Here is a 24,966-nt window from a genome sequence, read left to right as displayed (position 1 = left end):
GGGGTTCCCGCTCATGACCTCCCCCGCTCCCACCGGCCCACCCACCACCGACGCGACGCGCGCGGCCACGCCGCCGCGCGGCCTGTCACCGGCCGCGGCCTGGCTGCTCTCCGTCGCGTGCGGCCTGGCCGTCGCCAACGTCTACTACTCCCAGCCGCTGCTGGACCTGATCGCCCGGGACTACGGCATCGACCCGGCCACCATCGGCCTGGTCGGCACCCTCACCCAGGTCGGTTACGGGCTCGGCCTGCTGCTGCTCGTCCCGCTCGGCGACCACGTCGACCGCCGCGCCCTGACCACCGCCCAACTCGGCCTGTCCGTCCTCGCCCTGCTCGCCGTCGCCGTCGCACCCTCCGCTCCGCTGCTGCTGGCCGCGATGGCGGCCGTCGGGGTGCTGGCCGTCGTCGCCCAGGTCGTCGTCGCCCACTCCGCCTCGCTCGCCGCGCCCGGCGACCGGGGCCGGGTGGTCGGTACCGTCACCAGCGGCATCGTGGTCGGCATCCTGCTCGCGCGCACCGTCGCCGGGGCGGTCGGCGACCTGGCCGGCTGGCGCGCCGTCTACCTCGCCTCCGCCGTCGCGACCGGCGCCATGGCCTTCGCCGTCGCGGCCGTCCTCCCGCCCGACCGCCGCGGCCCGACCGGGCGGATCCGCTACCTGCGGCTGGTCGGCTCGGTGTTCACGCTCTTCGCCGAGGAGCGCGTGCTGCGCGTGCGTGCCGTGCTCGCCCTGCTCACCTTCACCTCCGTCACCGTCCTGCTCACCCCGATGGTCCTCCCGCTCGCCGCGCCGCCCTTCGAACTCAGCCACACCCGGATCGGCCTGTTCGGACTGGCCGGAGCCGCCGGGGCACTCGGCGCCGGGCGCGCGGGACGCCAGGCCGACCGCGGCCGCCGTCACGCCGAACGCACCGCCGGCCTCGGCCTGGTGGCCATGCTCGCCGCCTGGCTCCCGGCCGCGCTGCTGCCGCACTCGGTGTGGTGGCTGGTGCTCGCCGTGGTCGTCATCGACTACGGCCTCCAGTCCGTGCACGTGGTCAACCAGCACCTCCTCTACCAAGTCCGCCCCGAGGCCAGGAGCCGCCTGACCGCGGGCTACATGCTGCTGTACTCCGTTGGCTGCGGAGCGGGCGCGATCGCCTCCACCGTGGTGTACGACCACGGCGGCTGGCACGCCGTCTGCGCGCTCGGGGCCGCCACCAGCCTCGCCGCGCTCGCCTACTGGCGTGCCGGCAAGAACGGTTGACGATCGCTCACAGCCCGGGCAGCGACGCCTACGTCACCGGCGGCACCGGCTCCAGGACCTCGCGCAGGGCGCGGATCCCCCGGCGCCACTCCCCGTCGGAGTCCGACTCGTCCCACAGCTCGGCCAGTTCGGACTCCTCCGCGACCACCCGGTCCAGCGCCGCCACCGCCAGCGCGCGCAGCTCGACGGGCAGCTCGGGTATCGGCTCGGCCGGGCCGTAGGCGGTCGTCACCGCCCCGCCGCCGGAGCATTGGGCGGCGACCAGCGCCGCCGCCGCGACGGCCTCCACGCCCTCGTCGTCGTCCAGGTACTCCGGCCCGCGGGCGGCGCGCTCCAGCGCCGCCCGGACGAGGCCCGCGCGCTCGCCCGGCGCGGCGTCGTCGAGGCCACCGGCGAAATCCGCCGCCGTGTCGTTGTCGAAAGGGCCGATGTCCCAGGTGCCCATGAGAATTCCCTCCGTGTTCGTGTGCAATGGATGCTGGCACGCCCCACTGACAATTCGCCCGGGCCCCGGAAATCCGCTGGTCAACCACGTGACGGTGCGGCAGGGTTCGCCCATGGACATTCAGGGACTGGACGAGGACGGGTACATCGCGCGGGAGGGCTCGCTGGAGCGCGTCCGGCCGGAGTTCGCGCCGGTGGTCGACGACGCGCGGGAGCGGATCGCCGCCGCCTTCGGCCCGGACCGCCTGCACGGCGCCTACCTGTACGGCAGCATCCCGCGCGGCACCGCGCTCCCCGGCGTCTCCGACCTCGACCTGCTGCTCGCCCTGCACCGGGAGCCCACGCCCGACGACCGACGGGCGGCCGACGCCCTCGAGGCCGCCCTCGACGCGGACTTCCCGCAGGTCGACGGCGTCGGCGTGCTCCTGTTCGGCACCGGCACGCTGCTCAGCGAGCTGGAACGGCACGACCTGGGCTGGTTCGTCGCCTGCCTGTGCACCCCGCTGCTCGGCGAGGACCTCGCGGGGCGACTCCCCCGCTACCGTCCGGACTCCCTGCTCGCCCGCGAGACCAACGGCGACCTCGCGCTCGCCCTCCCCCGCTGGCGCGAGCGACTGGCCGCCGCCGATTCGGACGCCGAGCTCACCGCGCTGAGCCGCGCGGTCTCCCGTCGGCTCGTCCGCACCGGCTTCACCCTGGTCATGCCCCGTTGGGGCGGCTGGACCAGCGACCTCAGCGTCTCCGCCGAGGCCTTCGCCGCCCACTACCCCGACCACGCGGACCGGATGCGCCTGGCCGCCGCCGTGGCCCGCACCCCCACCACCGACCGCGCGGTCCTGGCCGCCCTCATCGACGGGCTGGCCCCCTGGCTGGCCGCCGAGTACACCGCCGTCCACGGCGAGAAGGCCCCGCGCCCCTGACCGCCGTGCCGCCCGCACCCGGGCCATGATGCGCGGAGCAGCCCAAGGCAGGACACCACCGGACACGGAGCGAGCAGTGCTGAACCACCAGGACCACACGAACGGGGCGGAGCCGCGTGCCCTGCTGATCACCGGCACCGTCGGAGTCGGCAAGACCTCGGCCGCCGACGCGGTGGGCGGCCTCCTCCAGGAGGCCGGTGTGCCGCCCGCGGTCATGGACCTCGACCGGCTCTGCCAGGCGTGGCCCGCCCCCGAGGGCGACCCGTTCAACCTCGGTCTGCTGCTGCGCAACCTGCGCGCCCTGACCGCCAACTACCGGGACGCCGGGGTGCGCCGGTTCGTCCTGGCCGGGGTGGCCGAGAGCATCGCCGAGCGCGACGGCTACCGGGCCGCCCTCGGCATGCCGCTCCAGGTCTGCCGCCTGACGGCGGACCTCCCCGTCGTCCACGGCCGGCTCAGGCGCCGGCACGAGGCCGACAACGACCGCGGGTCCCTGCCCTGGCACCTGGAGCGCGCCGACGGGCTCCACCGGATCCTCGACCAGGCCGGCGTCGCGGACTTCACCGTCGACACCACCCGCCTGCCGCTCCCGGCCGTCGCCTCCACCGTGCTCAGGACGGCCGGTTGGGCCTGACCGCTCGGGCCTGACCCGAAGCACGACCCGACCCGACGCACGGTCCGACCCGACGCACGGTCCGACCAGACACCTGGCGCGTCCGGCGGGCGGCCCCGCCGGACGCTCGTACCGCGGGTCAGTCCACGCAGGGGATCCCGCCGGCCTTCACCGCCGGCCCCTGCATCGGCAGCCCGGCGGCCGGGTCGGCGGAGCCGTCGGCCGGCGCGGGGGCGGGGGCGCCCGAGGCGGTCGCGGCCGGGGTGGGGGTCGCGGTCCGGGTGCCGGCGAGGGTGACCAGGACGTGGCCCGCCGGGACGGCCGAGGACGGGACGGCGGTGACGCCGTACCGGGCAGCGACCGCCTGGGCGTCGGCCTTGGCGCCGGTGCCGTAGCTCACGGTGGTGGTGCGGATCCGCGCGGGCGCGTCACCGATCCGGCCGGCCTGGTAGCCGAGGTCGACCAGCGCCTTGGACTCGGTGGCGGCGGCGCCCGCGCCCGCCGTCGCGTTGACGTCGACCACCGACTTGGGCGCGGCGCTGGGCGAGGGCGCGGGCGGGGCCGTCTCGCCCGGGGCGCCGCCGGGCGCCGCGGCCGGGGCGGCGGGCGCCGGTTCGCGGTTGAAGAGCTGCCGGACGATCTTCTTGATCAGCTCCGGGTTGACGGTGTTGACCTCCTGCCCGCCGACGGTCTTGAACCCGGTGATGGGCAGGGTGTTGAACTCGACGTTGCCACCGGTGAGGTTGGGCGCCTGCTGGGCGAAATCGAGGATGTTCCACTCGTTGTCGATCACGACGTCCTTCTTCACCACCCCGAACAGCTTCTGCATCTGTCCGAAGTCGTTGAGGATGCCCTGCTGCTTGAGCTTGTACTCGACGGAGGAGATGAACGCCTGCTGCCGGTGGGTGCGGTCGAGGTCGCCGTTGGTGAGGTGGTGGCGCTGGCGGACGAAGGACAGTGCCTGGGCGGCGTTCAACGAGCTGATCCCGGCGGGCAGTTTGAGGCCGGTGCCGCCGCCCTCGTGCGCGGCGGTCCGGGCGATGATCGGATCGTCGACCGGGTGGTTGAGGCAGACCTGGATCGGTTCCACGGCCTTGGCGATGTCGTAGAAGCCGATCAGGTTGACCTCGGCGAAGTGGTCGATCGGGACGTCCAGGAAGCTCTGCACCGTCTGGATCGTGGCCGAGCGGCCGGCCTCCCGGCTCTGCCGTTCCAGATCCGCCTTGGAGAGGCCCTTGCCCGCGAGCTTCGACTCGGCGGCCTCCTTGGCGATGCCGTAGGCCTCCTTGATCTTGTGCATCTTGCCGTCGGCGCCGACGGTCTGCACGTAGTCGTCACGCGGGACGGACAGCGCGGTGACCTTCCCGCCGTTGGCCGGGATGTGCAGCACGATCAGGGCGTTGGTGTTGTAGCCGCCGATCTCGCTGGAGCCGGCGTGCAGTTCGTCCTCGACGAACTGCTTGGGCAGGTCGTTGCCGTCCATGTCCTTGCGGCTGTCGAGGCCGATCAGCAGCAGGTTGACGGACTTGTCCAGGTGCGGCGGGGCGTTCTTCTTCGCCTCGTTCAACGCACCGGACTTGATCATGCCGTCGTCCAGGCTGCGGTACTCGTACCAGGTGAAGCCGCTGGCGCCGAGCACGGCGACCGAGACGGCGCAGGCCAGGGTGCGGCCGGCCACGGTCAGCGGGGCGGGCCCCCGACGGGCGGCGGAGCCACGACGCGGGGCCCGGCCGCGCGGGCGCTCGGTGTGGTCGGTGCGGTTCGTGCGGTTGGTGCGGTCAGCCACGGCGGCCCCGTCCGCTCGGGGCTCCGGCCCTGGGGGGCCGGCGGCGGTCCAGCACCGCGCGCACCACGATCACCAGCAGCGCGACCGCCAGCGCCGTCGCCATCACCGGGAACGCCTCGACCACCCAGCGCACCGCGCCGGTGCCCAGGCCCTTGCCCCGGTACTTGTCGGGATCGGCCCCGTACTCGACGGCCGAGGCCGTCAGCAGCACCACCAGGGGGGTCCCGGTCAGCACCCACCAGCGGCCGCTCCGACTGCACAGCACGGCCGCGACGCCGGTGCCGAGCACCGCGCCGACCGCGAACAGGATGCCGACGCCGGGGCCGCCGAGTTCGTCGCCGATCCCGCCGAGCAGCGGCAGCCCGACCGCGGCGAGCGCCGCGACCGGTCCGCCGCGCCGACGGGCCTGCTGCCTGCGGCGCGAGGCCCCGGCACGCTGGCCGCGGGCCTGCCGCGACGGGTCGGGGTCACCGCCGGCCGCGCGGGAGCGCTGGGCGGGCACGGCGGGGTCCTCGATGCGAGGTCCCGCGTCCTGGTACGGCGTTCTCGCCCGCTGGCCGGCCATGCGCACTTCCCTCGATCGTTTCGGCTGCGGCGGCGAGACCACGCCGCCCCTCGTGCCGGGACGCCATCCGTCCGCTGGCAATTCCCGCCGTCTACAGGCCTGTAGAGGCTGGTCTGGAGCATACAAACCCATTTCAGCAAAGTCACTCGCCGCCTTTCCGCAGCGGCGGACCGCCCGGCCGGCCCTCGTTAGGATGACCATGATCCCCGCCACGTCGGCACACCAACAGGAACGCACCAGAGGAGTAGAGCGTCACCATGTTTGAAAGTCTTAAGAACATCGCGGACAAGGCCACCGACCTCGCCCGCGAGCACAGCGACGTGCTCGGGCAAGGCCTGGAGAAGGTCGGCGACGTGATCGACGACCGCACGGACGGCAAGTACAGCGGGCAGATCGACACCGGCGTCGAGAAGGCGAAGGACTTCCTGCGCAACCTCGACGGCGACGCGAAGTCCGCCGAGTAGGACCGGCCGGGCCTCCCGCGGGGCACGAGCGACCGTACGACGGTCGAACTGGATGACGGGCGAACGGGGAGGGCCGACGGCGGTGAGCGAGGAGCAGAAAGGTCCGCGCTGGGGGCGCTGGATCGTGATCGGCGTCCTGGCGGCGGCCGGGTGGGGCATCGTCCGCAGCGGCGGCCACGAGCCCGGAGCCGCTTCGGCGGCGCCCTCGTCCTCCGCCGCCGCCCCGTCGTCCGGCGCCTCCGGTTCGGCGGGTGCCGACGCGGGAACCGGGTCGGGTGCCGGCGCGGGTGCCGGGTCGGGCGGGTCGTGGGCGGCCCCGTCGAAGCCCTCCGGCCGCTACGAGCCCGCCGACTACGCGGCGCCGGTGCGCCAGTACGCGGCCGAGGCCGGGGTCAACCCCCAGCTGCTGATGGCGATCCTCTACAACGAGGCGTACAAGCCGCACGACCCGGACTTCGAGCGGGCCTGGCAGCGCGGCAAGCCGGACGCCGCCTTCGGCATCGCCAACATGCACCGCGCCGCCTTCGACGACACCAAGCCGGGCCGCCCGTTCGCCTCCCGCCGCTGGGAGGAGCTGCCGGACGACCGCAACCTGGCCGTCCAGGCAGCCGCCTGGCACCTCCACGACCTCGCCGAACAGCTCCCCGCCAAGGTGGGCGCCCCGCTGAACAAGGACGAGCTGCTCGCCCTCGGCTACAACGCCGGGGCGGGCAACATGCTCGCCTTCGCCCGGGGCGTCAAGATCGGCCCGCAGGCACAGTCCTACCTGGACCGCCTGCACGACAACTGGGCGAAGTCCGGCGAGGCCGTGAAGTAGCGGTTGCGGCCGGTCAGTTCGCGCCGAGCTGGGTGGCCCACTTGGCGCGCCAGGCGAGCGCGTCGGCGACGCCCTCGGCCAGGGTGCGCCGCGGCGACCAGTCGAGCAGCTCGCGGGCGGCGTCGACGGAGGCGTAGCAGCCGATCACGTCGCCCGGGCGCGGGCCGGCCTCACGGACGTCGAGCTTGCCGCCGACGGCCTGCTCGAAGGCGGCGACCAGCTCACGGACGGTGGTGCCCTCGCCCGTCCCGACGTTGATCGCCCGGAAGCGGTCGGCGGCGTCGGGGGCGATCACCTCGTCGAACCGGAGCAGCGCCGCGACGTGGGCCTCCGCCAGGTCCTGCACGTGGACGTAGTCGCGGATGCCGGAGCCGTCCCGGGTCGGCCAGTCGACGCCGGTGACGGTGAACGGGGTGCCCTCGGTGTGGGCCTCGATCAGCTTGCCGAGGGCGTGGCTGGGGTTGAGGTTCTGCAGGCCGGTGCGCAGCCGGGAGTCGGCGCCGACCGGGTTGAAGTACCGCAGGGTGATGACCCGCTGCCGCTCGGCGCCCTCGCCCCGGGTCCAGTCCTGGAGCACCTGCTCCATCATCAGCTTGGTGCGCGCGTACGGGCTGTTCGCCTCCAGCGCGGAGTCCTCGTCGACCCGGCCGTCCGGAGTGGGCGCGTAGATCGAGGCGGAGCTGCTGAACACCACCCGGGTGCAGCCGTGGCGCTGGAGGGCGTCGAGCAACTCGACGGTCTTGGCGACGTTCTCCCGGTAGTAGAACAGCGGCTTGGCCACCGACTCCGGGACGACGATCCTGGCCGCGCAGTGCACGGTGGCGTCGATGTCCGGGTGTTCGGTGAAGATCCGGTCCAGCAGGGCGGCGTCGGCGATGTCACCCCCGTAGAAGACGCGGTTCTCCACGAACTCGGCGCGGCCCTTGGACAGGTCGTCCAGGACGACCGGGGTGATGCCCCGGTCGAGCAGGACCGAGGCCACCGTGCTGCCGATGAAGCCGGCACCGCCGGTGATCAGGACCTTCCTCATGCGCGGATGCTCCCTTGCGATCGGCCGGGCGTCCGGTGACGCCCGGTGATCGCTCAGACGTGCTTCGTGCGCCGCCGGTTCCCGGTTTGCCGGGGTGGCACGGATCACGGGTCGCCGACGGCCGGCCGGGGCGGCGCCGCGCTCCGGCCCGTCAGCGGCGGGCGCGTCCGCGCAGCCAGAAGCCGGTGCCGACCAGCAGCACGGCCGCGGTGGCGGTGCCGATGGCGGCCCAGGTGGTGGCGTCGTCGGTGGTCTCGTGGGCGGGCGCGGCGGTGGTGGCCGCCGCGGCCACCACGGTCGGGCCCGCGGTGGGCGTGGCGCCGGAGGCCGTGGCGGAGGGTCCGGTGGAGGCCGCGGCAGAGGGCGCGGCGGAGGCCGAGGAGTGGGCGGAGGCGGCCGCGTCCAGCGGCACCGGGTCGCTGATCGCCGCCGCCTCGACGTCGAGTTCGCGCTCGCCGTGGCCCAAGGAGGGGAAGGCGCAGTCGACGGAGATCTTCCAGTGCCCGGCGGGCAGCAGCTCCCGGGTGGTGTACGTACCCGGGCGGCCCGGCACGGCGACCAGCCGCCAGGGGCCGACGGTCCGGCCGTCGGCGGCGGTCGCGGAGAGCGTGCCGGCGAACTCCTCGGTGACCGGGTCGTGGTCGTTCTCCCAGGTGGCGACGGTGCTGACCCGGCCGTTCTGCTGGCCGGTCACGTCCAGGTGGACGGTGTCACCGTGGGCGGCGGCGGGTGCGGCGGCGGGCAGGACGGAGACGGCGGCGAGGGCGAGGGAGGCGAGCAGCGGGCGAGTGCGGGTTCGCATGTCGGGCGGTCCTCGGCGGTGGGGGTGAGGGTAGGTGGAGCAGCGGTGCCGGGTGCGGCCGCCATCCGGTGGTGGCGGCCGCACCCGCTGTGCGGGATCGTTCGGGGCCGTACGGGTAGTACGGGGTGGTACGGGTAGTCCGGGGTGATACGGGATCGTGCGGTCGTACCGGGCTACGAGGTCTTCAGCAGCGACCAGTTCTGGTACGGCCGGCCGTTCGGCTGCTGCAACTCCAGCAGCCAACCACCGTAGTACCAACGGTCGCTGAGCCCGAGCACCAGGCCGGTCCCGTCGGCGGTGAAGGTGAACCCTCCCTCGGCGGCGTTGAGTTGCCACTTCTGCTCGGCGGTGTCGGAGCACGGCTGCTGCGCCACGTACTGCCCGGCCACCGGGGTGCCGCCGAGCTGCAGGCACTTGCCCGAGCGCGTGGACTTGATCCGCAGCGCACCGTTGCCGGCGTCCTCGAACTGCCACTTCTGGTTGGCGTAGCCGGTGCGCTGGTAGCCGATCGCCACGGTGCCGTCGTTCATCGAGCTGCCCCACAGGTCGGCGGCCTGGCCGGTGAGGCCGTTGACCATGCTGTAGTGGGTGCCGGGCTGCGGGCGGCCGGTGTCGGCGAGGGTGCGGAAGTTCGCCGCGCGGCCGGGCTTGCCGACCGTTCCGGCGGCGTCGCGGACGGCGACGGCCACGGTGTAGCCGGTCCCGGGGGCCAACCGGACCACGCCGACCACGGTCGTGCGGACGGTACCGATGGTCCGGCCGTTCAGCTGGACGTCGTAACCGGCGGCGCCGGGAACGGGGCTCCAGCTCAGCACGACCGAGTTCTGGGTGATCTGACTGGTCGTCACATCGGGACCGGCGCCACCCGGGGCCGGGGTCCTGGTCGGCGACGGGGAGCCGGTGGGCGTGGCGGTGGGGCCGCCGGTCGGCGTCGGGGACGGCGAGGGCGTGCGGGTGGGCGTGCCCGTGGGGGTCGGACCCGTGCCGGTCGGGGTCGGGGTCGGCCCGGTGGCGGTCGGGGTCGGCGTGGGGTTCGGCCCGGTCCCGCCGCCGTTGCCCGCGATGAGGAAGCGGTTGTTCGCGACGTTCCAGTGCGTGGCCAGGTAACTGCCGGGTGCCGGCGAGGTGTTGTAGTAGTCGTCGTGGTTGCAGTCGAGCCGGTCGTCGTGCGCGCGGTCCGGGCAGGCGATCCGCATCTGCGGGTAGTACGGGGCGTCCGAGTAGCACATGATGTCCCACTCGTCCGTGCAGTGACCGGCCTTGCTGGAGTTGGGCGCGCTGTTGTTCACCGCGCCCAGGTTGTGGCCGAGTTCGTGCGCGGCGGTGGTTCCGCTCCAGCAGCCGGAGTCGGTCCGGCCGTACGAGGGGCCGAAGTTGCTGAGGTTGTCCTGGCCCGGGCGCTCGTCACCGGCGAAGGTGCCGATCCCGCAGTACACCTTGGCGTCGGTGAACATCATGTACTTGCGGTCCTTGCGGTTGAACCCCTGCGCGGCCAGGGCGCGGTTGCTCGCGTTGAAGTCCTGGATCTCGGAGTCGGAGATCTGCACGTTCAACACCGAGGCGGTGCAGTCGGGCTCGGTGACGAAGCGGACGTGCCGCACGCCGCCGGTCTCGGCGGCGCTGGCGTCGTAGATGACGTCGACGTCCGCGGCCCACTTCTTGAAGGAGGACAGGTACTGGGCGAACCGGTCGTTGCCGGGGGTGTGCACGTACACCACCTGGACGCGGTTGCCGCTGCTGCCGTCACCCTCGCAGACCAGGCCCGCTCCGGCGGCCGGGGCGGCCGCGGGCGGGGCGGCGTCCTGCGCTGCGGAGCCCTGGCCGGCCTCGCCGAGCAGCGCCTTCTGGGTGGCGTCGAGGACGGGCGCGCCGCCCTTCAACAGATCGGCCGTGGAGGGCGGTTGGGCGCTGGCGGGCGGAGTGAGCGCGGGTACCCGGGCGGCCTGGGCGGCGACCGGCGGAACGTCCTTGCGGATGTCCACGTCCTTGGGCGGCGCGTCCGGGCCGTGGCTGCACTGGGCGCTGCCGGTGACCTCCAGCATGTTGCCGCAGCGGTCACTGGTCGGCAGGGTCAACCCCGCGTAGACCAGGCCGCGGTCGGGCTGGTCCTTGGGTATCGCCTTGGGCGGGGCGGCCTTCTCGTCCCGCTTCGGGGCGGGCGCCCTGGTGGCGCCCTCGGCGGTGCCCGTCTCGCCCGGGCCACCGTCGTCCGCGACCGCGTCGAGCGGCGCGTCCGCCGCCGTGACGGTGCTGCGCATCGCCCCGGGCTCCAGCGCGGTGCGCAGGCCCAGGGTGCCCGCGACCAGTCCGGCCGCGACCGCCACGGCGACCAGGGCGCTCCTGCGGGTGAACCTGCGGCGCCTGCGCCGGCGGAGTTCGCTGCTCCGGTGTCCCATCGCGTTCCTTTCCTCGTGCGACGGCCCGGACCCTGTGGTGAGGGGTCCGAACCTTCCGACACGAGGGAGAGCCGGTGGGACGGCGGGGAATAACAGAAACCTCTTGCGAAAGTCCCCGGCCCGTTCGAGGCGAGGCCGAGCGGACGGGGAACGGCAGGCGGGGCCCGGCGGCCCGGGCGGCGAAGTGCCGGGGAGCGCACTCGGGGGGTACGCGCTCCCCGGCACGGGGTGGTGGCGGCCACCCGGCCGGAACCCTCGGGGTCTGCGCCCCGGCGGGCCGTGTCGAATGCTAGACCTCCCGCCGGGAGCTGGCCAGCGCCCCGAACGGGGAAGTTTCCGCCCCGGACATGCCATCGCCATACGGGATATGACGATCCGTCACTTGACTCACTACAGACCCCGGGCCGGCCCTCACCCCGGCCCTCACCCCGGCCCTCAGGCCGCGACCCCGACCCGGGCCGGACCACCGACCGCCGGTCCGCTCGCCACCCCCACCGCACCGCAACCGCCGTGCAACCGGGCCAGCCCGGCGGCGAGCACGGCCCGGTCCCCGGCGAGCCACACCCGCAGCGCGGCGGAGAGCGCGGCACTGGCCGGGCCCGCCGACGGGCCGCCGGTGCGCACCAGCCGCTCGCCGAGCAACGGCAGCAGGTCCGCGACCGGCGCGGGCAGCCAGAGGGTGACCGCACAGGGCGCGGGCCGGGCCAGGACCCGCAGCAGCGGCAGCACCGAACCGTCGTCGTGCAGCGAGGGGATGACCTCCAGGAGCCCGTCGACCGCGACACCGGAGACGTCGCCGCCGTGGCCGCGCGCGAGGTCCCGCAGCAGCGCCCGCTCGGCGGCGGTGATCCGGACGGTCAGCATGACCTCGTCATCGCAGTCCATGGTCCCGTTCCCCTGTCGTGGAGTTGGTGGCGTCTGGAGGGTGGTGGAGCCCGGCGGGAGGTGCGGTCCGACGGGCGGTCCGGCCCGGCGGGCGGCCGAACCTCGCGGATCAATCGCGCGCCGAGGGCATTCCTGCCCCGCGACCGCCCTCCGCTACCGGCGTTATCAGGCCGTAGTGCCCGTCGTAGCGGCGGTAGAGCACCCGGGCGCGGCCGTCCTCGGGGCCGGTGTGGCAGACGAACGGGCGCCCGGTGAGCCAGAGCCGGCGGGCCGCCTCGGCGAGGTCGAGCACCGGCAGCGCGTCGCCGCCGGCGGGCCAGGGCTCGACCGCGCCGCTCAGCGGGCAGCGGTGGACCAGGCCGTCCCGTCCGGTGTCGGCGTCCAGGAACAGGTGGAACCGCCGGTCCAGGAGCAGCAGTTCGCGGGCCGCCTGCGCCTGGGTGCGGCGGGCGGGCACGACCGCCTTGTGCCGGGCGATCCGCCGCCGGGCGAGCGGCCGGTCGGCCCACTGCGGCCGGTAGGCGCACTCGTGCACGGCGGCCAGACCGATGTCGCCCAGTTCGCGCAGCCGGGACACCCGGCCGGCCAGGGTGCCGAGCACCAGGTCGACGGCCTCCCGGGCGGTGCCGGTGGCCAGCTGGACCCGGACCGGGCCGGTGCCGTCCAGCTCGACGTCGGCCTGGGCGAGCGCGGGCCGGGTGAGCATGCGGTCGCGGGCCCGGGTGAGCCGCAGCCGCAGTCCGTGGACGTCGGGGCCCAGGAGCACCGCGGTGTCCTGCGCCCGGCTCCGGGCGTACTCGGCGTCCTCGCGCGGCAGCTCGCCGCGGATCTCCACCCGGACGTCGAGGGCGGGCCGGTGGCGCAGACGGGTCATCAGGTTCCTCCTTCTCCACCCACCATGCTGGCGTCCCCGCGACCGTGCGGCGAGGGTCCAAAGACCCTCCCGCCGGGGCCCGGTACGGGCCGCCGCGTGGACGGCATCGACGCAGGTCAGGGCGACGGAAGCGGGCCGCTTCGACGCCGGGCGGAGGACCGGGCCGAGGGTCGGACGAAGGACCGGGCAAGGGCCGGGCGAGGGCCGGATGACGGACCGGGCCGAGGGCCGCCCCGGGGGCCGGGCGGCAGGCCTGACGGACGGACGGGCGCAGCGCCGACACGATGATCGTCCGTTGGAGTGATCCGGGCGCGTTCGGCGCAACGCCCGTCGCACCGGCGCGTTTCCCATGGCGTGCGCCCTCCGCCCCTGGCGCACGCGGGTTCCGCGCTCGTCGGCCCCCGCCACCCGGCCGGCCGGCCGGTGCCTTCCTCCGGTACCGCCCGCACCGGCCCCTCTGGTGAGAGGAAGTGTCATGACCCTGCCGACCAACGCCCTGCTGGCAGAGACACGGAAACGGATCGTCCCCCCGAGAACCACGCCACCCCCCGCACCCGCCACCCGAGCCGCCGTCCCGCCGCTCGCCCCCGGCGCCCTGCCCGGCCTCGGCCACGCGGCCGCCCTGCTGCGCGACCCGCTCGGCTTCCTCGGTTCGCTGGCCCGCCACGGCGGCGTGGTCCGGATCCGGCTCGGGCCCCGCACCGTCTGCGTGGTGACCGACGCCCGGCTGGTCCACACCCTGCTCGTCGCCCTCGCCCACGACTGCCCGCGCGGCGCCGTCCAGGACACCCTCAGGACCGCCTTCGGCGACGGCCTGCTGATGTCCGAGGGACAGGCGCACCGCGACCGCCGCCGGATCATCCAACCCGCCTTCGCCCCCGACCGGACGGCCGGCTACCTGGCCGTGATGCACCAGGTCACCGAGGAGCGGGCCGGCCGCTGGCGCGCCGGCCAAGTCCTCGACGTGGCCAAGGAGATGAACCACCTCGCGCTGGAGATCGTCACCCGCTCGCTGTTCGACGCCCGGCTCAGCGAGGACGCCACCCTCGCCTTCCACCGGGCGCTGCCCGACCTGGTGAAGGGCCAGATCGTCCAGTCCCTCTACCCTCACCCCGCCCTCGCCCGGCTCCCGCTGCCCGTCAACCGGCGCTTCGACGCCGCCGTCCGGGTGCTCAACCGGGTGGTCGACCAGGCCGTCAACGGCCGCCCCGGACGCGCCCGGCCCGACCAGCGCGGCGGCACCCTGCCGGCCCTGCTGCGCGCCGCCACCGACCCGGCCACCGGCCGTCCGCTCACCGAGGCCGACGTCCGCTCCGAGGCCATCACCATGTTCGGCGCCGGCACCGAGACCGTCTCCACCACGCTCACCTGGCTGCTCGACGAACTCCTGCGCCACCCCGAGGTGGAGGCCCGGGTCCTGGCCGAACTGGACGAGCACCTGCCCGCCGGCACCACCCCCACCCCCGAGGCGCTCGCCCGGCTCACGTACACCCGCGGCGTCACCCAGGAGGTGGTGCGGCTGCACGCCCCCAACGCCTTCCTGATGCGCACCGCCCGGGTGCCCGTCGACCTCGGCCCGTACCGGATCCCGGCCGGGACCGAGCTGCTGTACAGCCTCACCGCGCTGCACCGCGACCCGCTGAGCTACGACGACCCGTCGAGCTTCCGGCCCGAGCGCTGGCAGGACGGCGGCGGGCTCGGGCGACCGTCCTTCCTGCCCTTCGGGGCGGGCAAGCACAAGTGCATCGGCGAGGCCTTCGCCTGGGCCGAGCTGACCGTCGCGGCCGCCGCGATCCTGCGCCGCTGGCGGCCGGTGGCGGTGCCGGGGTCGCGGGCCCGGGAGGTGGTGTGGACCACCGTCCAGGCCCACGGCCTGCGGGTCCGGCTGGTGCCGCGCGGCTCCGCCGTGCCGAGCGCCGCCGCCTCCGCCCCGGCAGGGCGGGACGTGGCGGCGGACGCTGCGGTCACCGCAAGCACCACAGGCCTCGCACCGGCCGGGGCCGGCACGGAGCGGCCGCACTCCGCCGGCTGTCCGCTCACCGGCACCGCGGCCCGCCCCGGCGCGCCCGCCGCCGTACCCCTCCCCCGGCCGCCCGCCGAACTGCGCGCCGCCGCCGACCGGCACGCCGACTGGGCGGTCCGCCACGGCCTGCTCGCCCCCACCGAGCTCCCCGACTACCGGGCCTACGCCCTGCACGAGCTGATCGGCCACGCCTTCCCCCGCGCCCGGGGCACCGACCTGGACCTGCTGGTGGACATGCTGGGCTGGTTCACCGTCCTGGACGACCGCTTCGACGGCCCGCCCGGGCGCCGACCCGCCGAGGCCCACGCGCTGGTCGACCCGCTGATCTCCGCCCTCGACGACGACGCCCGCCCCGCGGCACCGGGCGACCTGCTCCTCACCGCCTGGCAGGAGCTCTGGGACCGTCAGCGCCGGTCCACCTCCCCCGACTGGCGCGCCCGGGCGGCCCGCGAGTGGCGCGCCTGCCTGGCCACCTTCCCCGCCGAGGCCGAGCACCGCGCCCGCGGCACCGTTCCCGCCCTGGGCCTCGGCCTGGCCGACACCATGCGGCTGCGCCGCCACGGCAGCTGCGTCTACCCGTTCATGAACATACTGGAACGGGTCCACGGCGCCGACGCCCCCGCCGCCCTGCACGCGGAACCCGCACTGCACCGCCTGCGCGCCAACACCGCCGACGCCGCGACGCTGATCAACGACCTCTACTCGCTGGAGCGGGAGGAACGGCAGAGCGCCGCCGCGTTCAACACCGTCCTCACCCTCCAGCGGGTCCGCGGCTGCACCCGCAGCCGGGCCGTGCGCGCGGTGCGCACCCGGGTCGGCACCCTGCACCGGGAGAACGAGCGGCTGCGCCGCGACCTGGGCCGCCGCCACCCGGCGGGGCGCTGGTACCTGGACGGCACCCGGGAGTTGGTGGCCGGCGTCCAGGCCTGGACCAGCACCAGCGACCGCTACCTGGTACCGGGCGACCGCGCTCGCTGACGGGCGTCGCGGCCGGGCGTCGCAGCCGGGCGTCGCAGCCGGGCGTCGCAGCCGGGCCGGACGGCTACTTGCGGTCGCCGAGGGCGAACAGCAGCAGGACGAAGCCCGCGAACAGGTGGGTGGCGAAGATGTAGATGCCGGCGCGGATCAGCATCGCCTTGCGGCGGCGCTTCTCCTCGCCGGTGCTGTCGGCACTGTTGGCGCTGTCGCCCATCGGGCTGTTCTCCTCGGGTCGGTCACGGTCACGGTCGCCCGCCGGTGGGCGCAAAGCTGCCGGCTGCGGACTCAGCGGGGCGACCGGCCACCGGCGGCGCGCAGCTCGGTGAGCAGCGCCCCCTGGTCGGTGATCAGCTCGGTCAGGATCCGCCGCGCCGCGCTGAGCAGCTCGGCGACGTCCGGGGTGCTGAGCGCGTACACCACCGTGTTGCCCTCGCGGGTGGCCGTGACCAGCTGGGTGCGGCGCAGCACCGCGAGCTGCTGGGAGAGGTTGGACGGCTCGATACCGATCTCCGCCAGCAGCTCGCGCACCGGCCGGGGGCCGTCCTGGAGCAGTTCCAGGACCCGGATCCGGACGGGGTGGCCGAGGGTGCGGAAGAACTCCGCCTTCGCCTGGTACAGCGGGACCGGCATGGCCCGTTCCCTCCCTCGATCCGGCTCGGTGGCGGCCTGGTCGCCCGGCCGGGCGGGGTCCGTGCCACGGCCGGTAGGCATCATCGCCACAGATGAAGATTTCTTCAAGTCGTCACAGTGGAAGGTGACCTCTCCCACATCGACGGCCGGATCGGGACGGCGAAGGGCCGGACCCGGGACGCTGCCAACTCCCGGGCCCGGCAGTCTGGGTGACGAGCCGTCAGCAGCCTACAGGCACATCGACGGTGACCGGGGCCGGTCCCCGCAAGCTCCCCTCCACCGCGAAGGAGGCGTGCACGACCGACCCGCAGGGCACGGTGGCACCGACCCCGTCCACCCGGACCGTGCTGACCCTGAACTCGGTGCGCCCGGCCACCGCACCGAGCGGGCCGACGCCGGCCAGATCGGCCGACAGTCGGGTGACCAGCGCCTGCGGCGCCGGCGGCCACGGCGTTCCCGGCGAGGGCGGGCCGGCCAGCCCGATCAGGCCGTACAGCACGACGGCGTCATCGGTGACGTCCGCGCAGACCCTGGTGGACAGTCCGGCCTGGAGGCCGGAGTGGCCGCAGGTGGTGACGGTGGCGGACTCCTGCCCGGCGGCGGCCGCCGGCAGCGGCGCGCCCAGCAGCGCGACGGCACCGGCCGCGCCTGCCGCGATCCGGGTGATGCGGGTGATGCGGGTAGCGCGGGTGATGCGGTTCATGGCTCCTCCTTCGGAGGGTGTAAGGAATGAACGCGTGGGACGGGGATCGAGCAGTGTGTCATGGCACATGTGACATTTCATGCGTGCCTTGACTGCAACTCTGCCATGCGATTCAAACCCCCAAGTGCCACTTCCCCTTCGAACCAATGCCTCCGACCGAAAGCACGCCTACGATGGCGTGTTCCCATCCGGCAAGGCGAACCCCCGCACCTCGCCGGGCGTCGGCCCGTTGAACCCGGGATGAACCGTTGGCCCGGCGGCCGGACCGAGCAGCGGGGCCGCCCGGTCGGCCGCCCTGGCCGCCCTGGCTGCCCTGGCTGCCCTGGCCGCCCTGGCCGCGCGGGCCGCCGTCAGCCGAGGTCCTCCCGCAGCGCGTCCACCCGGGCGACGGCCTCCGTGAAGGCCGCGCGGTCGAGGCCGCCGGAGTCCAGGGCGGCCGCCAGGGCGGTGGTGGCGTCCTCGCCCTGCTGGGGGTCGCGGGCGGAGCAGAGGATCAGGTCCATCCCGGCCGCCGCGGCGGCGACGGCACGCGGGCCGGTCGGACCGTACGGCGTGAGGGCGTCGGCCTCCAGGGCGTCGGTGACGGTGACGCCGTCGAAGCCCAGGCGCTCACGGAGTTCGCCCTGGACCACGATGGGCGACAGCCCGGCCGGGCGGTCCGGGTCCAGCGCCGGGTAGACCGCCCAGGAGGCCATCACCATCCGCACGCCCGCGGCGATGGCGGCCCGGTACGGGGCCTCGTCGCGGGAGCGCAGCCGGTCCAGCGGGACGGGGAGGGTGACGGGGCGGGCGTCGGTGTTCTCGTCCCGGGCCGCCGCGCCCAGGCCGGGGAAGTGCTTGGCGGTGGCCGCCACGCCCCGGCTCTGCTGCTCGGCGAGGAAGGCGCTGCCCAACGCGCCCACCGTGGAAGGGTCCTGGCCGTAGGAGCGCTCGTAGCGGTCGATGAAGTTGCCCGGGGTGTCGTAGACGTCGAGCACCGGAGCGAGGTTGACGTTCAACCCGGCGTCGCCGAGCGTTCCGGCAGCCCCGGCGCCGGAGTCCACGGCGGCGGCGAACGGATCCGGGGCCGTCCCGGTGCGGCGGGCGGAGAGCTCCGGCGCCCCCGGCAGCCGGCGCACCTTGCCGCCCTCCTGGTCGGTCATCAGCAGCAGCGGGCGCGCGTCCGGGGCCTCGGCGGCGGCCTGCTTCAACGCGGCCACCGCCTCGGCCAGTTGCTCCGGACCGGTGATGTTCTCACCGAACAGGATGACCCCGGCCGCCCGGCCCTCCCGGATCGCCCGCAGCACCCCGGGCGGCGGGGTCGGGCCGGGGTAGGAGAGCACGATGCGCCGACCCGCGAGTTGACGCGCGTCCTGGTGCCGTCCGGTCATCGCCGGGTTCCTCTCGTCGGGGAGCCCTCTCCCGCGCGTCACCGACCCGGCGGGGACGGGGCCGAGCACGGCCGCCACCACCAGCACCACCGACGTCAACCGGGCGATCCGCCGTAACGGGGCCATCCGTCCCTCCAGGGTCAGCATCGGCATACGGTCCGTCAGCGTACCCAGGAACCCGCCGGACGGCAGCCCGCACACCACCGGCCCCGCCACCGGCACCGGCACCGGGGCCGGGCCCCCGTTGGCCCCCGGCCGCGTGCGGTGGGCCTCAGACGGCGTGCTCGACGAACTCGCCGCAGTCGTGGAAGCCCAGACGGCGGTAGACCGGCCGGCCTTCCGCCGAGGCCTGGAGGACGGCGATCCGGTGCCCGTGGGCGCGGGCCGTCGCCAGGGCGGCGAGGGTGAGGGCGCCGCCGTAGCCGCGTCGGCGGTGGGCGGCCAGCGTGGCGATGTTGTAGATCCCGGCGACCCCCGCGTGCAGGAGGACCTCGGCCGAGCAGACCGGCCGGTCGTCGACGTAGCCGACCAGGTAGCGGGCCGGACAGTCGTCGGCGAGTGCCGACTCCGCCGCACGGGTGAAGAACCGCCGCACGGTGGCGGCCGGCGGGTCCCAGTTCGCGGCCACGACCGAGGCGTGGTCGGCGAGGCCTTCGGGTGTGGTCACGGCGCGGATGTCGAGCCCGGTGACGTGCTCGGGCGGTGGGGCGTCGTCCAGGAGCGCCCACATGGCCGTCTCCCGCTCGGACGCCTCCAGGCCTGCGGCGCTCAGGCGGGCGGACAGGTCCGCCGGGGTCGAGGCCGGGCCGACCCACCACGAGAACGGGCGCCCCCTGGCGGCCAGGTCCCGGACGGTGTCGGCGATCCGCGCGTCGGCGGTGTCCGGGCGGAAGCGGGCCAGGGCGACGATGTTGAAGGTGTCGTCGTCGAGGCCGCTGTCGGCGACCGTCAGGTCGTCCGCGTCGGCGACGGTCATGCCCGCGGTACGGCGGTGCAGGTGACAGGCGTGCTCGGCCAGGTTCCGCTCCATCCTGGCCAGCAGGTCGGCTCGCTCCGGTGCAGCGGGTTTCGTCGTCCTCATGGTGGTCGATTCGATCACGCAGGAGCCGGGCGGGCACCCGAATTGCGGCCGGCCGAGGCCCGGCGGACCAACTCCCCCAGGACGGCGATGCCTTCGGCGATGTCGCCCGGCGGGCCGGCCGCGTAGCCGAGCACCAGACCGGGCGGGAACGGCAGGCGGGCGTGCCAGGACAGGGGCTGGACCTTGACGCCGCGGGCGAGCGCCGCGGTGGCCAACTCCACGTCACTGCATCCGAGTTGCTCCGGCAGGGTGAGCATCAGGTGCAGCCCGGCGGCCGCGCCGTGCACGGTCGCGGCGGGGAGGTGGGTACGGACGGCGGCGATCATCGCGTCCCGGCGGCGACGGTGGCGGCGCCGCAACAGCCGCAGGTGGCGCTCCAGTTCACCGGATTCCATCAGCCGGGCGAGCACCAGTTGGGGCAGCACCGGGTTGCCGAGGTCCGCGAAGCGCTTGGCGTCGAGGACGGCCGCACGCAGCGGCGGCGGCACCAGCAGCCAGCCGGTGCGCAGCGCCGGGGCGAGCAGTTTGGAGGTGCTGCCCGCGTAGCAGACCCGGTCGGGCAGTTCGGCCCGCAGTGCGGGGACGGGCGGGCGGTCGTAACGGTGCTCGGCGTCGTAGTCGTCCTCGACGACCAGACCGCCCTCGCCCGCCCAGCGCAGGAGTTCACGACGCCGCTCGCCGCCGAGGACGACACCGGTCGGGTACTGGTGGGCGGGGGTGAGCAGCACGGCGGGGGCGCCGGTGGCGCGCAGCGCGTCGACCCGGATGCCCTCGGCGTCCACCGGGACGGGCGGGGTGGCGGCGAGCCAGTGGGCGAGGTGCTGGCGGGCGCCGAGGGAGCCCGGATCCTCGACCGCGACCTCGGTGATGCCCATCCGGCCGAAGGCCCGGCCGAGCAGTGCGAGCGACTGGGCCGTCCCGGCGACCACGAGCACCTCCTCCGGGTCGGCGCGGATGCCCCGGTTGCGGGCGAGCCAGTGGGCGACGGCCTGCCGCAGGGCGGGGGTGCCGCGGACGTCCCCGTAGCCGAGGTCGGCCGCGGCGAGGCCGTCGAGGACGGCCCGTTCGGCCCGCAGCCAGGCGGCGCGGGGGAACGCGGCGAGGTCGGGCACGCCGGGGGTGAGGTCGATCCGGGCGGGGGTGGCGCGCAGGTGGTCGAACACCTCGGGGTCGGGGTCGTCCCGGAACAGCGCGGGTGCCGGGCGGGCCGGCACAGCGGCGGAAAGCGCGCTGGGAACCTCGGTGGGAACCGCGGCCGGCGGCAACGCGACCACGACCGTCCCGCCCCGGCCCCGCCCGGCGAGCTGCCCCGCCTCGGCGAGCCGCCGGTAGGCATCGGTCACCACGCCCCGGGAGACGCCGAGTTCGGCCGCGAGCACCCGACTGGCGGGCAGTCGGGTGCCGGCGGGCAGCAGCCCGTCGGCGACGGCCTCGCGCAACCGGCGGGCCAGCCAGTCGGTGAGGCCGCCCGGCGGGGCCTCGGCGGCATCGAGCTGGAGGAAGTCGACACCGGTCTCCCCGACCTCCCCGGCCGGTCCGGCCTCTTTGGACCTGTCGTTCGCGGCGGCTTTGGACCTGTTCACCGGTCCATACTGACGCGAGGGTTGAGCCATGACCACCGAGACGACCCCGCTCCCCGCCACCCCGTACGTCCACGGCTACTCCGACACCGAGGCGCAGCGCCTCGGCGACCAGGCCGACACCCTCGCCGAGCTGCTGCACTCGGGCACCGCCTACCCGGCGGGCAGCCGGGTGCTGGAGGCGGGCTGCGGGGTGGGGGCGCAGACGGCGCACCTGCTCGCCACCAGCCCGGGCGTGCTGCTCACGGCGGCGGACGTCTCCGCGCGGTCGCTGGACCAGGCCCGGGCCCGGATCGCCGCCGCGGCGCCGGCCGCCCAGGTCACCTGGCACCACGGCGACCTCCACCGACTGCCCTTCCCGGACGGCGCGTTCGACCACGTCTTCCTGTGCTTCGTACTGGAGCACCTGCCCGACCCGACGGCCGGGCTGGCCGCGCTGCGGCGGGTGCTGCGGCCGGGCGGCACGATCACGGTGATCGAGGGCGACCACGGCTCGGCCTTCTTCCACCCGGAGACCCCGGCGGCCCGCCGCACCGTCGACCACCTGGTCCGGCTCCAGGCCGGGGCGGGCGGCGACGCCCTGGTGGGGCGCCGGCTGCACCCGCTGCTGACGGCGGCCGGGTTCGCGGACGTGACGGTCCGCCCGCGGACGGTCTACGCCGACGACGGCCGCCCGGCCCTGGTGGAGGGCTTCACCCGGCGGACCTTCGTCCCGATGGTCGAGGCCGTCCGACCGGAGGCCCTGGCCGCCGGGCTCACCACCCCGGAGGCCTTCGACCGCGGCATCGCCGACCTGCGCCGGGCGGCCGAACCGGGCGGGACCTTCCACTACACCTTCTTCAAGGCGGTCGCGGTCAACCCCTGACGCGTACGGGGTCGGCGCCTACCACCAGCCGCCACAGCCGCTGGAGTCGTCGGAACGATCTCCTTCCGGACATGTCTCGCCTTCGGTGCAATGGTCCCGGAACAGCTCCCGGGAGCGTCACTCCGAAATCGGCCAGTTCGCGTCAACCACCGTGGCGGGGAGAGCCGTTCGGGGCGGACGGCGGGGTCGGACCGTTCTCCGAGGGATCGGGCTCAGGACCGAGTTCCGCCATCCGGTCGGCGATCAGGTCGACGCACTCACGGATGCCGGGCACGGGCTCCGGCGACGCGTCGCGGATCGCCTTGATCGCGTGGACGTGGCGCCGTACGGCGAGGTGTTCGTCGACCGTGCGACGGACGTCGGCGGGGAGTGCGGTCCAGAGGGGGTGGTCCATGGCCGCCATCCAAGGCGGGGCGGCCCGCCCCGGCAATCGATTAACGGCCGGTCGAACCTCCGGCCGACCCGCGGGTCAGCCGGCCGGGTCGTCCCCGAGGTCGGCGAGCAGCGCGCGCATGGCGTCGACGAGCGCGGCCCTGCGGGCCTCGTCGAGTCCGGTGAGCATGCGGTGCTCGGTGGCGATGTGGTCGGGGAGGGCGCGGTCGATCAGGGCGTGGCCCTCGGGGGTGAGTTCGACGTCGCGGCTGCGGCGGTCCTGGTCGCTGCGGGTCCGGGTGACCAGACCGCGGGCTTCCAGGCGGTCGAGGCGCTGGGTGATGGCACCGGAGGTGACCATGGCGGACTGCATCAGGCCGGTGGGGGTGAGGCGGTAGGGCGGGCCGCTGCGTTTGAGGGTGGCGAGGACGTCGAACGAGGGCGCGTCCAGGCCGTGTTCGGCGAAGGTGCGGTTGAGTTCGGCGTCGACGAGGCGGTAGAGGCGCTTGAGCCGTCCGAACACCTCCATCGGGGAGACGTCCAGGTCGGGGCGCTCGGCGCCCCATTGCGCGACGACGCGGTCGAGATGATCTGCCACGGGTTCAGGGTAAGCGATGCCCGTCGGATTCCTTAGCGATGAGGTAACTGTGAGCCACATCACCGGTGGGATCCGCCGAAGAATGCCTTAGCGCTGAGATACATTGGCTTAGTGCTAAGTAATCGCCTCGCCGTCCTGCTGACGACGGCCCTCGCACCCGCGGTCTGGGGGACGACCTACCTCGTCACCACCGAACTGCTCCCGCCCCACCGCCCGCTCCTCGCCGCCGTCATCCGCTGCCTGCCCGCCGGACTGCTGCTGATCGCCCTCACCCGCGCCCTGCCCAAGGGCGACTGGTGGTGGCGCGCCCTCGTCCTCGGCGCCCTCAACATCGGCGCCTTCCAGGCCCTGCTGTTCATCGCCGCCTACCGCCTCCCGGGCGGGATCGCCGCCACCGTCGGCGCCGTCCAGCCCCTGGTCACCGCCGGGCTCTCGGCCGCCCTGCTCGGCGACCGGCTCACCCTGCGCACCGTGCTCTCCGGCATCGCCGGCGTGGCGGGCGTCAGCCTGCTGGTGCTGCGCGCCGACGCCCGGCTGGACGCGGCCGGGGTGGCCGCCGCGCTCGGCGGCGCGGTGGTGATGGCCTTCGGCGTCGTGCTCTCCAAGCGCTGGCTCTCCCCCGCACCGCTGCTCGCCACCACCGGCTGGCAACTCACCGCCGGCGGCCTGCTGCTGGTGCCGGCCACCCTGCTGAGCGAGGGCGCCCCGCCCACCCACTACACCGCCGACAACCTGCTCGGCTACGCCTACCTCTGCCTGATCGGCGCGGCCCTCACCTACGCCGTCTGGTTCCGCGGGCTGCGCTCGCTGCCGCCGACCTCGCTGTCCTTCCTCTCCCTGCTCAGCCCGGTGGTCGCCACCCTGGCCGGCTGGCTGGTGCTCGGACAGGACCTGAGCCCGCTGCAGGCGCTCGGCGCGCTGGTGGTCCTCGGCTCGCTGATCGTCGCCCAGACCCAGCGGCCCCGCCGGGCCGCCCCGCCGTCCACCGGACCGGGACCGGACCTCCGGCCGGACCCGGTGCGCGAGAACGCCTGACCCGGCACCTCGCACCTCGCACCTCGCACACGGCACACCGCACACCGCACACCGCACGACACCCCACCCCTGCCCCGTCCCAGTCCCGTTCAGAGGAACCGAGGAGAGACCTTCATGCGCATCACCGTGTTCGGCGCCACCGGCAACGTCGGCCGACGGGTCGTGACCGAGGCGCTCGCCCGCGGCCACGAGGTGACGGCCGTCGTCCGCGACCCCGCCAAGCCGCACGGCCTGCCGACCACCGTCACGCTCGCCGTCGGCGATGCCGGCGAGCCCGCCGACGTCGCCCGGATCGTCGCCGGCCAGGACCTGGCGGTCACCGCCACCCGCCCGGCGCCCGGCCGTGAGCACGAGCTGGCCGCCACCACCCGGGGTCTGCTGGCCGGCCTCGCCGGGACCGGCGTGCGCCTGCTCGCCGTCGGCGGGGCCGGCAGCCTGACCGTGCCGGGCACCGACGGCACGATCCTGGTGGAGTCGCCCGGCTTCCCCGCGGAGATCCGACCGATCGCCCTGGCCTGCGGCGAGCAGCTGGAGCTCTACCGCGCGGACGGGGAGGTCGACTGGACGTACCTGAGCCCGGCCGCCCTGCTCGAACCCGGGGTGCGCACCGGCCGGTTCCGGCTCGGCCGGGACGAGCTGCTGGTCGACGCCGACGGCAACTCGGCGATCTCCATGGAGGACCTCGCCGTCGCGCTGCTGGACGAGGCGGAGCAGCCCGTGCACCGACGTGCCCGGTTCACCGCCGCCTACTGAGCCGCCCTCCGGAACCGCACCCGCCCGAACCACCCGCCGGAACCGCTGCTGAAATGCCCCCGCCGGGCCCGTGGTGCTGGATACCCCCGCCCGGGGGTGTATCCAGCACCACCCCGAAGGCGGTCTCCTGCCTCATCGT

General features: G+C 74.9%; 25 protein-coding genes. 9 read left to right on the top strand and 16 right to left on the bottom strand.

Annotated elements, in window-relative coordinates:
• Positions 1-13 precede the first annotated feature (13 nt).
• Positions 14-1,243: an MFS transporter gene (locus tag ACFY2K_RS15065; RefSeq protein WP_387711673.1), complete on the top strand. Its 1,230-nt coding sequence runs from the start codon at positions 14-16 to the stop codon at positions 1,241-1,243.
• Positions 1,244-1,271: 28 nt separating this feature from the next.
• Here the strand turns inward: ACFY2K_RS15065 and ACFY2K_RS15060 are convergent, their stop codons facing one another.
• Positions 1,272-1,688, bottom strand: coding sequence for a DUF4259 domain-containing protein (locus ACFY2K_RS15060; protein WP_387711672.1), 417 nt, complete (start codon positions 1,686-1,688; stop codon positions 1,272-1,274).
• Between the two features lie 112 nt (positions 1,689-1,800).
• Here ACFY2K_RS15060 and ACFY2K_RS15055 point away from each other — a divergent pair, with 112 nt between their 5' ends.
• A complete protein-coding gene (locus tag ACFY2K_RS15055; protein ID WP_387711670.1) occupies positions 1,801-2,607 on the top strand; it encodes a nucleotidyltransferase domain-containing protein in 807 nt (268 codons plus the stop codon).
• 76 nt (positions 2,608-2,683) lie between these two features.
• Positions 2,684-3,241 carry a hypothetical protein gene (locus ACFY2K_RS15050; protein ID WP_387711668.1) on the top strand — a complete coding sequence of 186 codons (558 nt, stop codon included), beginning with the start codon at positions 2,684-2,686 and terminating at the stop codon, positions 3,239-3,241.
• A gap of 118 nt (positions 3,242-3,359) precedes the next feature.
• Here ACFY2K_RS15050 and ACFY2K_RS15045 read toward each other — a convergent pair whose 3' ends face one another.
• Both ACFY2K_RS15045 and ACFY2K_RS15040 read right to left on the bottom strand, forming a co-directional pair.
• Positions 3,360-5,006 (bottom strand): LCP family protein, encoded by a 1,647-nt coding sequence (locus ACFY2K_RS15045; protein WP_387711666.1) that lies wholly within the window; start codon positions 5,004-5,006, stop codon positions 3,360-3,362.
• Positions 4,999-5,571 carry a DUF6542 domain-containing protein gene (locus ACFY2K_RS15040; protein ID WP_387711664.1) on the bottom strand — a complete coding sequence of 191 codons (573 nt, stop codon included), beginning with the start codon at positions 5,569-5,571 and terminating at the stop codon, positions 4,999-5,001. The genes ACFY2K_RS15045 and ACFY2K_RS15040 overlap by 8 nt, the downstream gene beginning before the upstream one ends.
• A 257-nt stretch (positions 5,572-5,828) precedes the next feature.
• Here ACFY2K_RS15040 and ACFY2K_RS15035 point away from each other — a divergent pair, with 257 nt between their 5' ends.
• Together ACFY2K_RS15035 and ACFY2K_RS15030 are read left to right on the top strand one after the other, a co-directional pair.
• Positions 5,829-6,035: an antitoxin gene (locus ACFY2K_RS15035; protein ID WP_360240392.1), complete on the top strand. Its 207-nt coding sequence runs from the start codon at positions 5,829-5,831 to the stop codon at positions 6,033-6,035.
• 82 nt (positions 6,036-6,117) lie between these two features.
• Complete coding sequence (locus tag ACFY2K_RS15030) at positions 6,118-6,852, top strand: lytic transglycosylase domain-containing protein (RefSeq protein ID WP_387711662.1); 735 nt, start codon at positions 6,118-6,120, stop codon at positions 6,850-6,852.
• 13 nt (positions 6,853-6,865) lie between these two features.
• Here ACFY2K_RS15030 and galE read toward each other — a convergent pair whose 3' ends face one another.
• The 5 genes from galE to ACFY2K_RS15005 form a co-directional block, all read right to left on the bottom strand.
• On the bottom strand, positions 6,866-7,882 hold the full coding sequence (galE, locus tag ACFY2K_RS15025; protein ID WP_380526398.1) for a UDP-glucose 4-epimerase GalE: 1,017 nt from the start codon (positions 7,880-7,882) through the stop codon (positions 6,866-6,868).
• Between the two features lie 151 nt (positions 7,883-8,033).
• The gene (locus tag ACFY2K_RS15020; protein WP_380591043.1) at positions 8,034-8,684 is read right to left on the bottom strand and encodes a hypothetical protein; all 651 of its coding nucleotides are present in this window, start codon (positions 8,682-8,684) and stop codon (positions 8,034-8,036) included.
• A 173-nt stretch (positions 8,685-8,857) separates the two neighbouring features.
• Complete coding sequence (locus ACFY2K_RS15015) at positions 8,858-11,080, bottom strand: RICIN domain-containing protein (RefSeq protein ID WP_387711660.1); 2,223 nt, start codon at positions 11,078-11,080, stop codon at positions 8,858-8,860.
• Between the two features lie 435 nt (positions 11,081-11,515).
• On the bottom strand, positions 11,516-11,965 hold the full coding sequence (locus ACFY2K_RS15010; RefSeq protein WP_375886857.1) for a hypothetical protein: 450 nt from the start codon (positions 11,963-11,965) through the stop codon (positions 11,516-11,518).
• Between the two features lie 109 nt (positions 11,966-12,074).
• A complete protein-coding gene (locus tag ACFY2K_RS15005) occupies positions 12,075-12,839 on the bottom strand; it encodes a sigma 54 modulation/S30EA ribosomal C-terminal domain-containing protein (RefSeq protein ID WP_387711658.1) in 765 nt (254 codons plus the stop codon).
• A 475-nt stretch (positions 12,840-13,314) separates the two neighbouring features.
• Between ACFY2K_RS15005 and ACFY2K_RS15000 the strand changes: the two genes are divergently transcribed.
• The gene (locus ACFY2K_RS15000) at positions 13,315-15,840 is read left to right on the top strand and encodes a cytochrome P450 (protein ID WP_380591052.1); all 2,526 of its coding nucleotides are present in this window, start codon (positions 13,315-13,317) and stop codon (positions 15,838-15,840) included.
• 64 nt (positions 15,841-15,904) lie between these two features.
• Here ACFY2K_RS15000 and ACFY2K_RS14995 read toward each other — a convergent pair whose 3' ends face one another.
• The 6 genes from ACFY2K_RS14995 to ACFY2K_RS14970 form a co-directional block, all read right to left on the bottom strand.
• Positions 15,905-16,054 (bottom strand): DUF6126 family protein, encoded by a 150-nt coding sequence (locus tag ACFY2K_RS14995; RefSeq protein WP_375886849.1) that lies wholly within the window; start codon positions 16,052-16,054, stop codon positions 15,905-15,907.
• Between the two features lie 71 nt (positions 16,055-16,125).
• Positions 16,126-16,470 (bottom strand): ArsR/SmtB family transcription factor, encoded by a 345-nt coding sequence (locus ACFY2K_RS14990; protein ID WP_375886846.1) that lies wholly within the window; start codon positions 16,468-16,470, stop codon positions 16,126-16,128.
• 220 nt (positions 16,471-16,690) lie between these two features.
• Positions 16,691-17,173, bottom strand: a complete 483-nt coding sequence (locus tag ACFY2K_RS14985; protein ID WP_387711655.1) for a hypothetical protein — start codon at positions 17,171-17,173, stop codon at positions 16,691-16,693.
• Positions 17,174-17,523: 350 nt separating this feature from the next.
• Positions 17,524-18,696 carry a glycoside hydrolase family 3 N-terminal domain-containing protein gene (locus ACFY2K_RS14980; RefSeq protein WP_387711653.1) on the bottom strand — a complete coding sequence of 391 codons (1,173 nt, stop codon included), beginning with the start codon at positions 18,694-18,696 and terminating at the stop codon, positions 17,524-17,526.
• Between the two features lie 118 nt (positions 18,697-18,814).
• Positions 18,815-19,573, bottom strand: a complete 759-nt coding sequence (locus tag ACFY2K_RS14975) for a GNAT family N-acetyltransferase (protein ID WP_387711777.1) — start codon at positions 19,571-19,573, stop codon at positions 18,815-18,817.
• A gap of 65 nt (positions 19,574-19,638) precedes the next feature.
• Positions 19,639-21,207 carry a PLP-dependent aminotransferase family protein gene (locus ACFY2K_RS14970; protein ID WP_387711651.1) on the bottom strand — a complete coding sequence of 523 codons (1,569 nt, stop codon included), beginning with the start codon at positions 21,205-21,207 and terminating at the stop codon, positions 19,639-19,641.
• Between the two features lie 28 nt (positions 21,208-21,235).
• On the opposite strand from ACFY2K_RS14970, the gene ACFY2K_RS14965 reads away from it, so the two are divergent.
• Positions 21,236-22,069, top strand: coding sequence for a methyltransferase domain-containing protein (locus tag ACFY2K_RS14965; protein WP_387711649.1), 834 nt, complete (start codon positions 21,236-21,238; stop codon positions 22,067-22,069).
• Positions 22,070-22,211: 142 nt separating this feature from the next.
• On the opposite strand, the gene ACFY2K_RS14960 is transcribed toward ACFY2K_RS14965, so the two are convergent.
• On the bottom strand, positions 22,212-22,463 hold the full coding sequence (locus tag ACFY2K_RS14960; protein WP_380529987.1) for a hypothetical protein: 252 nt from the start codon (positions 22,461-22,463) through the stop codon (positions 22,212-22,214).
• Between the two features lie 75 nt (positions 22,464-22,538).
• Positions 22,539-23,039: a MarR family winged helix-turn-helix transcriptional regulator gene (locus ACFY2K_RS14955; RefSeq protein ID WP_375886828.1), complete on the bottom strand. Its 501-nt coding sequence runs from the start codon at positions 23,037-23,039 to the stop codon at positions 22,539-22,541.
• A gap of 111 nt (positions 23,040-23,150) precedes the next feature.
• On the opposite strand from ACFY2K_RS14955, the gene ACFY2K_RS14950 reads away from it, so the two are divergent.
• Together ACFY2K_RS14950 and ACFY2K_RS14945 are read left to right on the top strand one after the other, a co-directional pair.
• Entirely contained in the window at positions 23,151-24,074 is a 924-nt protein-coding gene (locus tag ACFY2K_RS14950; RefSeq protein WP_380591065.1) for an EamA family transporter, read from the top strand.
• 114 nt (positions 24,075-24,188) lie between these two features.
• Positions 24,189-24,827 (top strand): NAD(P)-dependent oxidoreductase, encoded by a 639-nt coding sequence (locus tag ACFY2K_RS14945; protein ID WP_387711647.1) that lies wholly within the window; start codon positions 24,189-24,191, stop codon positions 24,825-24,827.
• The last annotated feature ends 139 nt before the right edge of the window (positions 24,828-24,966 follow it).

Origin of the sequence: Kitasatospora sp. NPDC001309 (genome assembly GCF_042896295.1) — a bacterium.
Classification (GTDB): Bacteria; Actinomycetota; Actinomycetes; order Streptomycetales; family Streptomycetaceae; genus Kitasatospora.
Note: the sequence above shows the minus strand (reverse complement) of the source record. Positions and strands in the feature narration are given on the sequence as shown.

Excerpts from the sequence above, each read along its gene's own strand:
- ACFY2K_RS15065 (WP_387711673.1), top strand. The coding sequence starts at position 14 with ATGACCTCCCCCGCTCCCACCGGCCCACCCACCACCGACGCGACGCGC.
- ACFY2K_RS15060 (WP_387711672.1), bottom strand. The coding sequence starts at position 1,688 with ATGGGCACCTGGGACATCGGCCCTTTCGACAACGACACGGCGGCGGAT.
- ACFY2K_RS15055 (WP_387711670.1), top strand. The coding sequence starts at position 1,801 with ATGGACATTCAGGGACTGGACGAGGACGGGTACATCGCGCGGGAGGGC.
- ACFY2K_RS15040 (WP_387711664.1), bottom strand. The coding sequence starts at position 5,571 with ATGGCCGGCCAGCGGGCGAGAACGCCGTACCAGGACGCGGGACCTCGC.
- ACFY2K_RS15035 (WP_360240392.1), top strand. The coding sequence starts at position 5,829 with ATGTTTGAAAGTCTTAAGAACATCGCGGACAAGGCCACCGACCTCGCC.
- galE (WP_380526398.1), bottom strand. The coding sequence starts at position 7,882 with ATGAGGAAGGTCCTGATCACCGGCGGTGCCGGCTTCATCGGCAGCACG.
- ACFY2K_RS15020 (WP_380591043.1), bottom strand. The coding sequence starts at position 8,684 with ATGCGAACCCGCACTCGCCCGCTGCTCGCCTCCCTCGCCCTCGCCGCC.
- ACFY2K_RS15015 (WP_387711660.1), bottom strand. The coding sequence starts at position 11,080 with ATGGGACACCGGAGCAGCGAACTCCGCCGGCGCAGGCGCCGCAGGTTC.
- ACFY2K_RS15010 (WP_375886857.1), bottom strand. The coding sequence starts at position 11,965 with ATGGACTGCGATGACGAGGTCATGCTGACCGTCCGGATCACCGCCGCC.
- ACFY2K_RS15005 (WP_387711658.1), bottom strand. The coding sequence starts at position 12,839 with ATGACCCGTCTGCGCCACCGGCCCGCCCTCGACGTCCGGGTGGAGATC.
- ACFY2K_RS15000 (WP_380591052.1), top strand. The coding sequence starts at position 13,315 with ATGACCCTGCCGACCAACGCCCTGCTGGCAGAGACACGGAAACGGATC.
- ACFY2K_RS14995 (WP_375886849.1), bottom strand. The coding sequence starts at position 16,054 with ATGGGCGACAGCGCCAACAGTGCCGACAGCACCGGCGAGGAGAAGCGC.
- ACFY2K_RS14990 (WP_375886846.1), bottom strand. The coding sequence starts at position 16,470 with ATGCCGGTCCCGCTGTACCAGGCGAAGGCGGAGTTCTTCCGCACCCTC.
- ACFY2K_RS14985 (WP_387711655.1), bottom strand. The coding sequence starts at position 17,173 with ATGAACCGCATCACCCGCGCTACCCGCATCACCCGCATCACCCGGATC.
- ACFY2K_RS14980 (WP_387711653.1), bottom strand. The coding sequence starts at position 18,696 with ATGCCGATGCTGACCCTGGAGGGACGGATGGCCCCGTTACGGCGGATC.
- ACFY2K_RS14975 (WP_387711777.1), bottom strand. The coding sequence starts at position 19,573 with ATGGAGCGGAACCTGGCCGAGCACGCCTGTCACCTGCACCGCCGTACC.
- ACFY2K_RS14965 (WP_387711649.1), top strand. The coding sequence starts at position 21,236 with ATGACCACCGAGACGACCCCGCTCCCCGCCACCCCGTACGTCCACGGC.
- ACFY2K_RS14960 (WP_380529987.1), bottom strand. The coding sequence starts at position 22,463 with ATGGACCACCCCCTCTGGACCGCACTCCCCGCCGACGTCCGTCGCACG.
- ACFY2K_RS14945 (WP_387711647.1), top strand. The coding sequence starts at position 24,189 with ATGCGCATCACCGTGTTCGGCGCCACCGGCAACGTCGGCCGACGGGTC.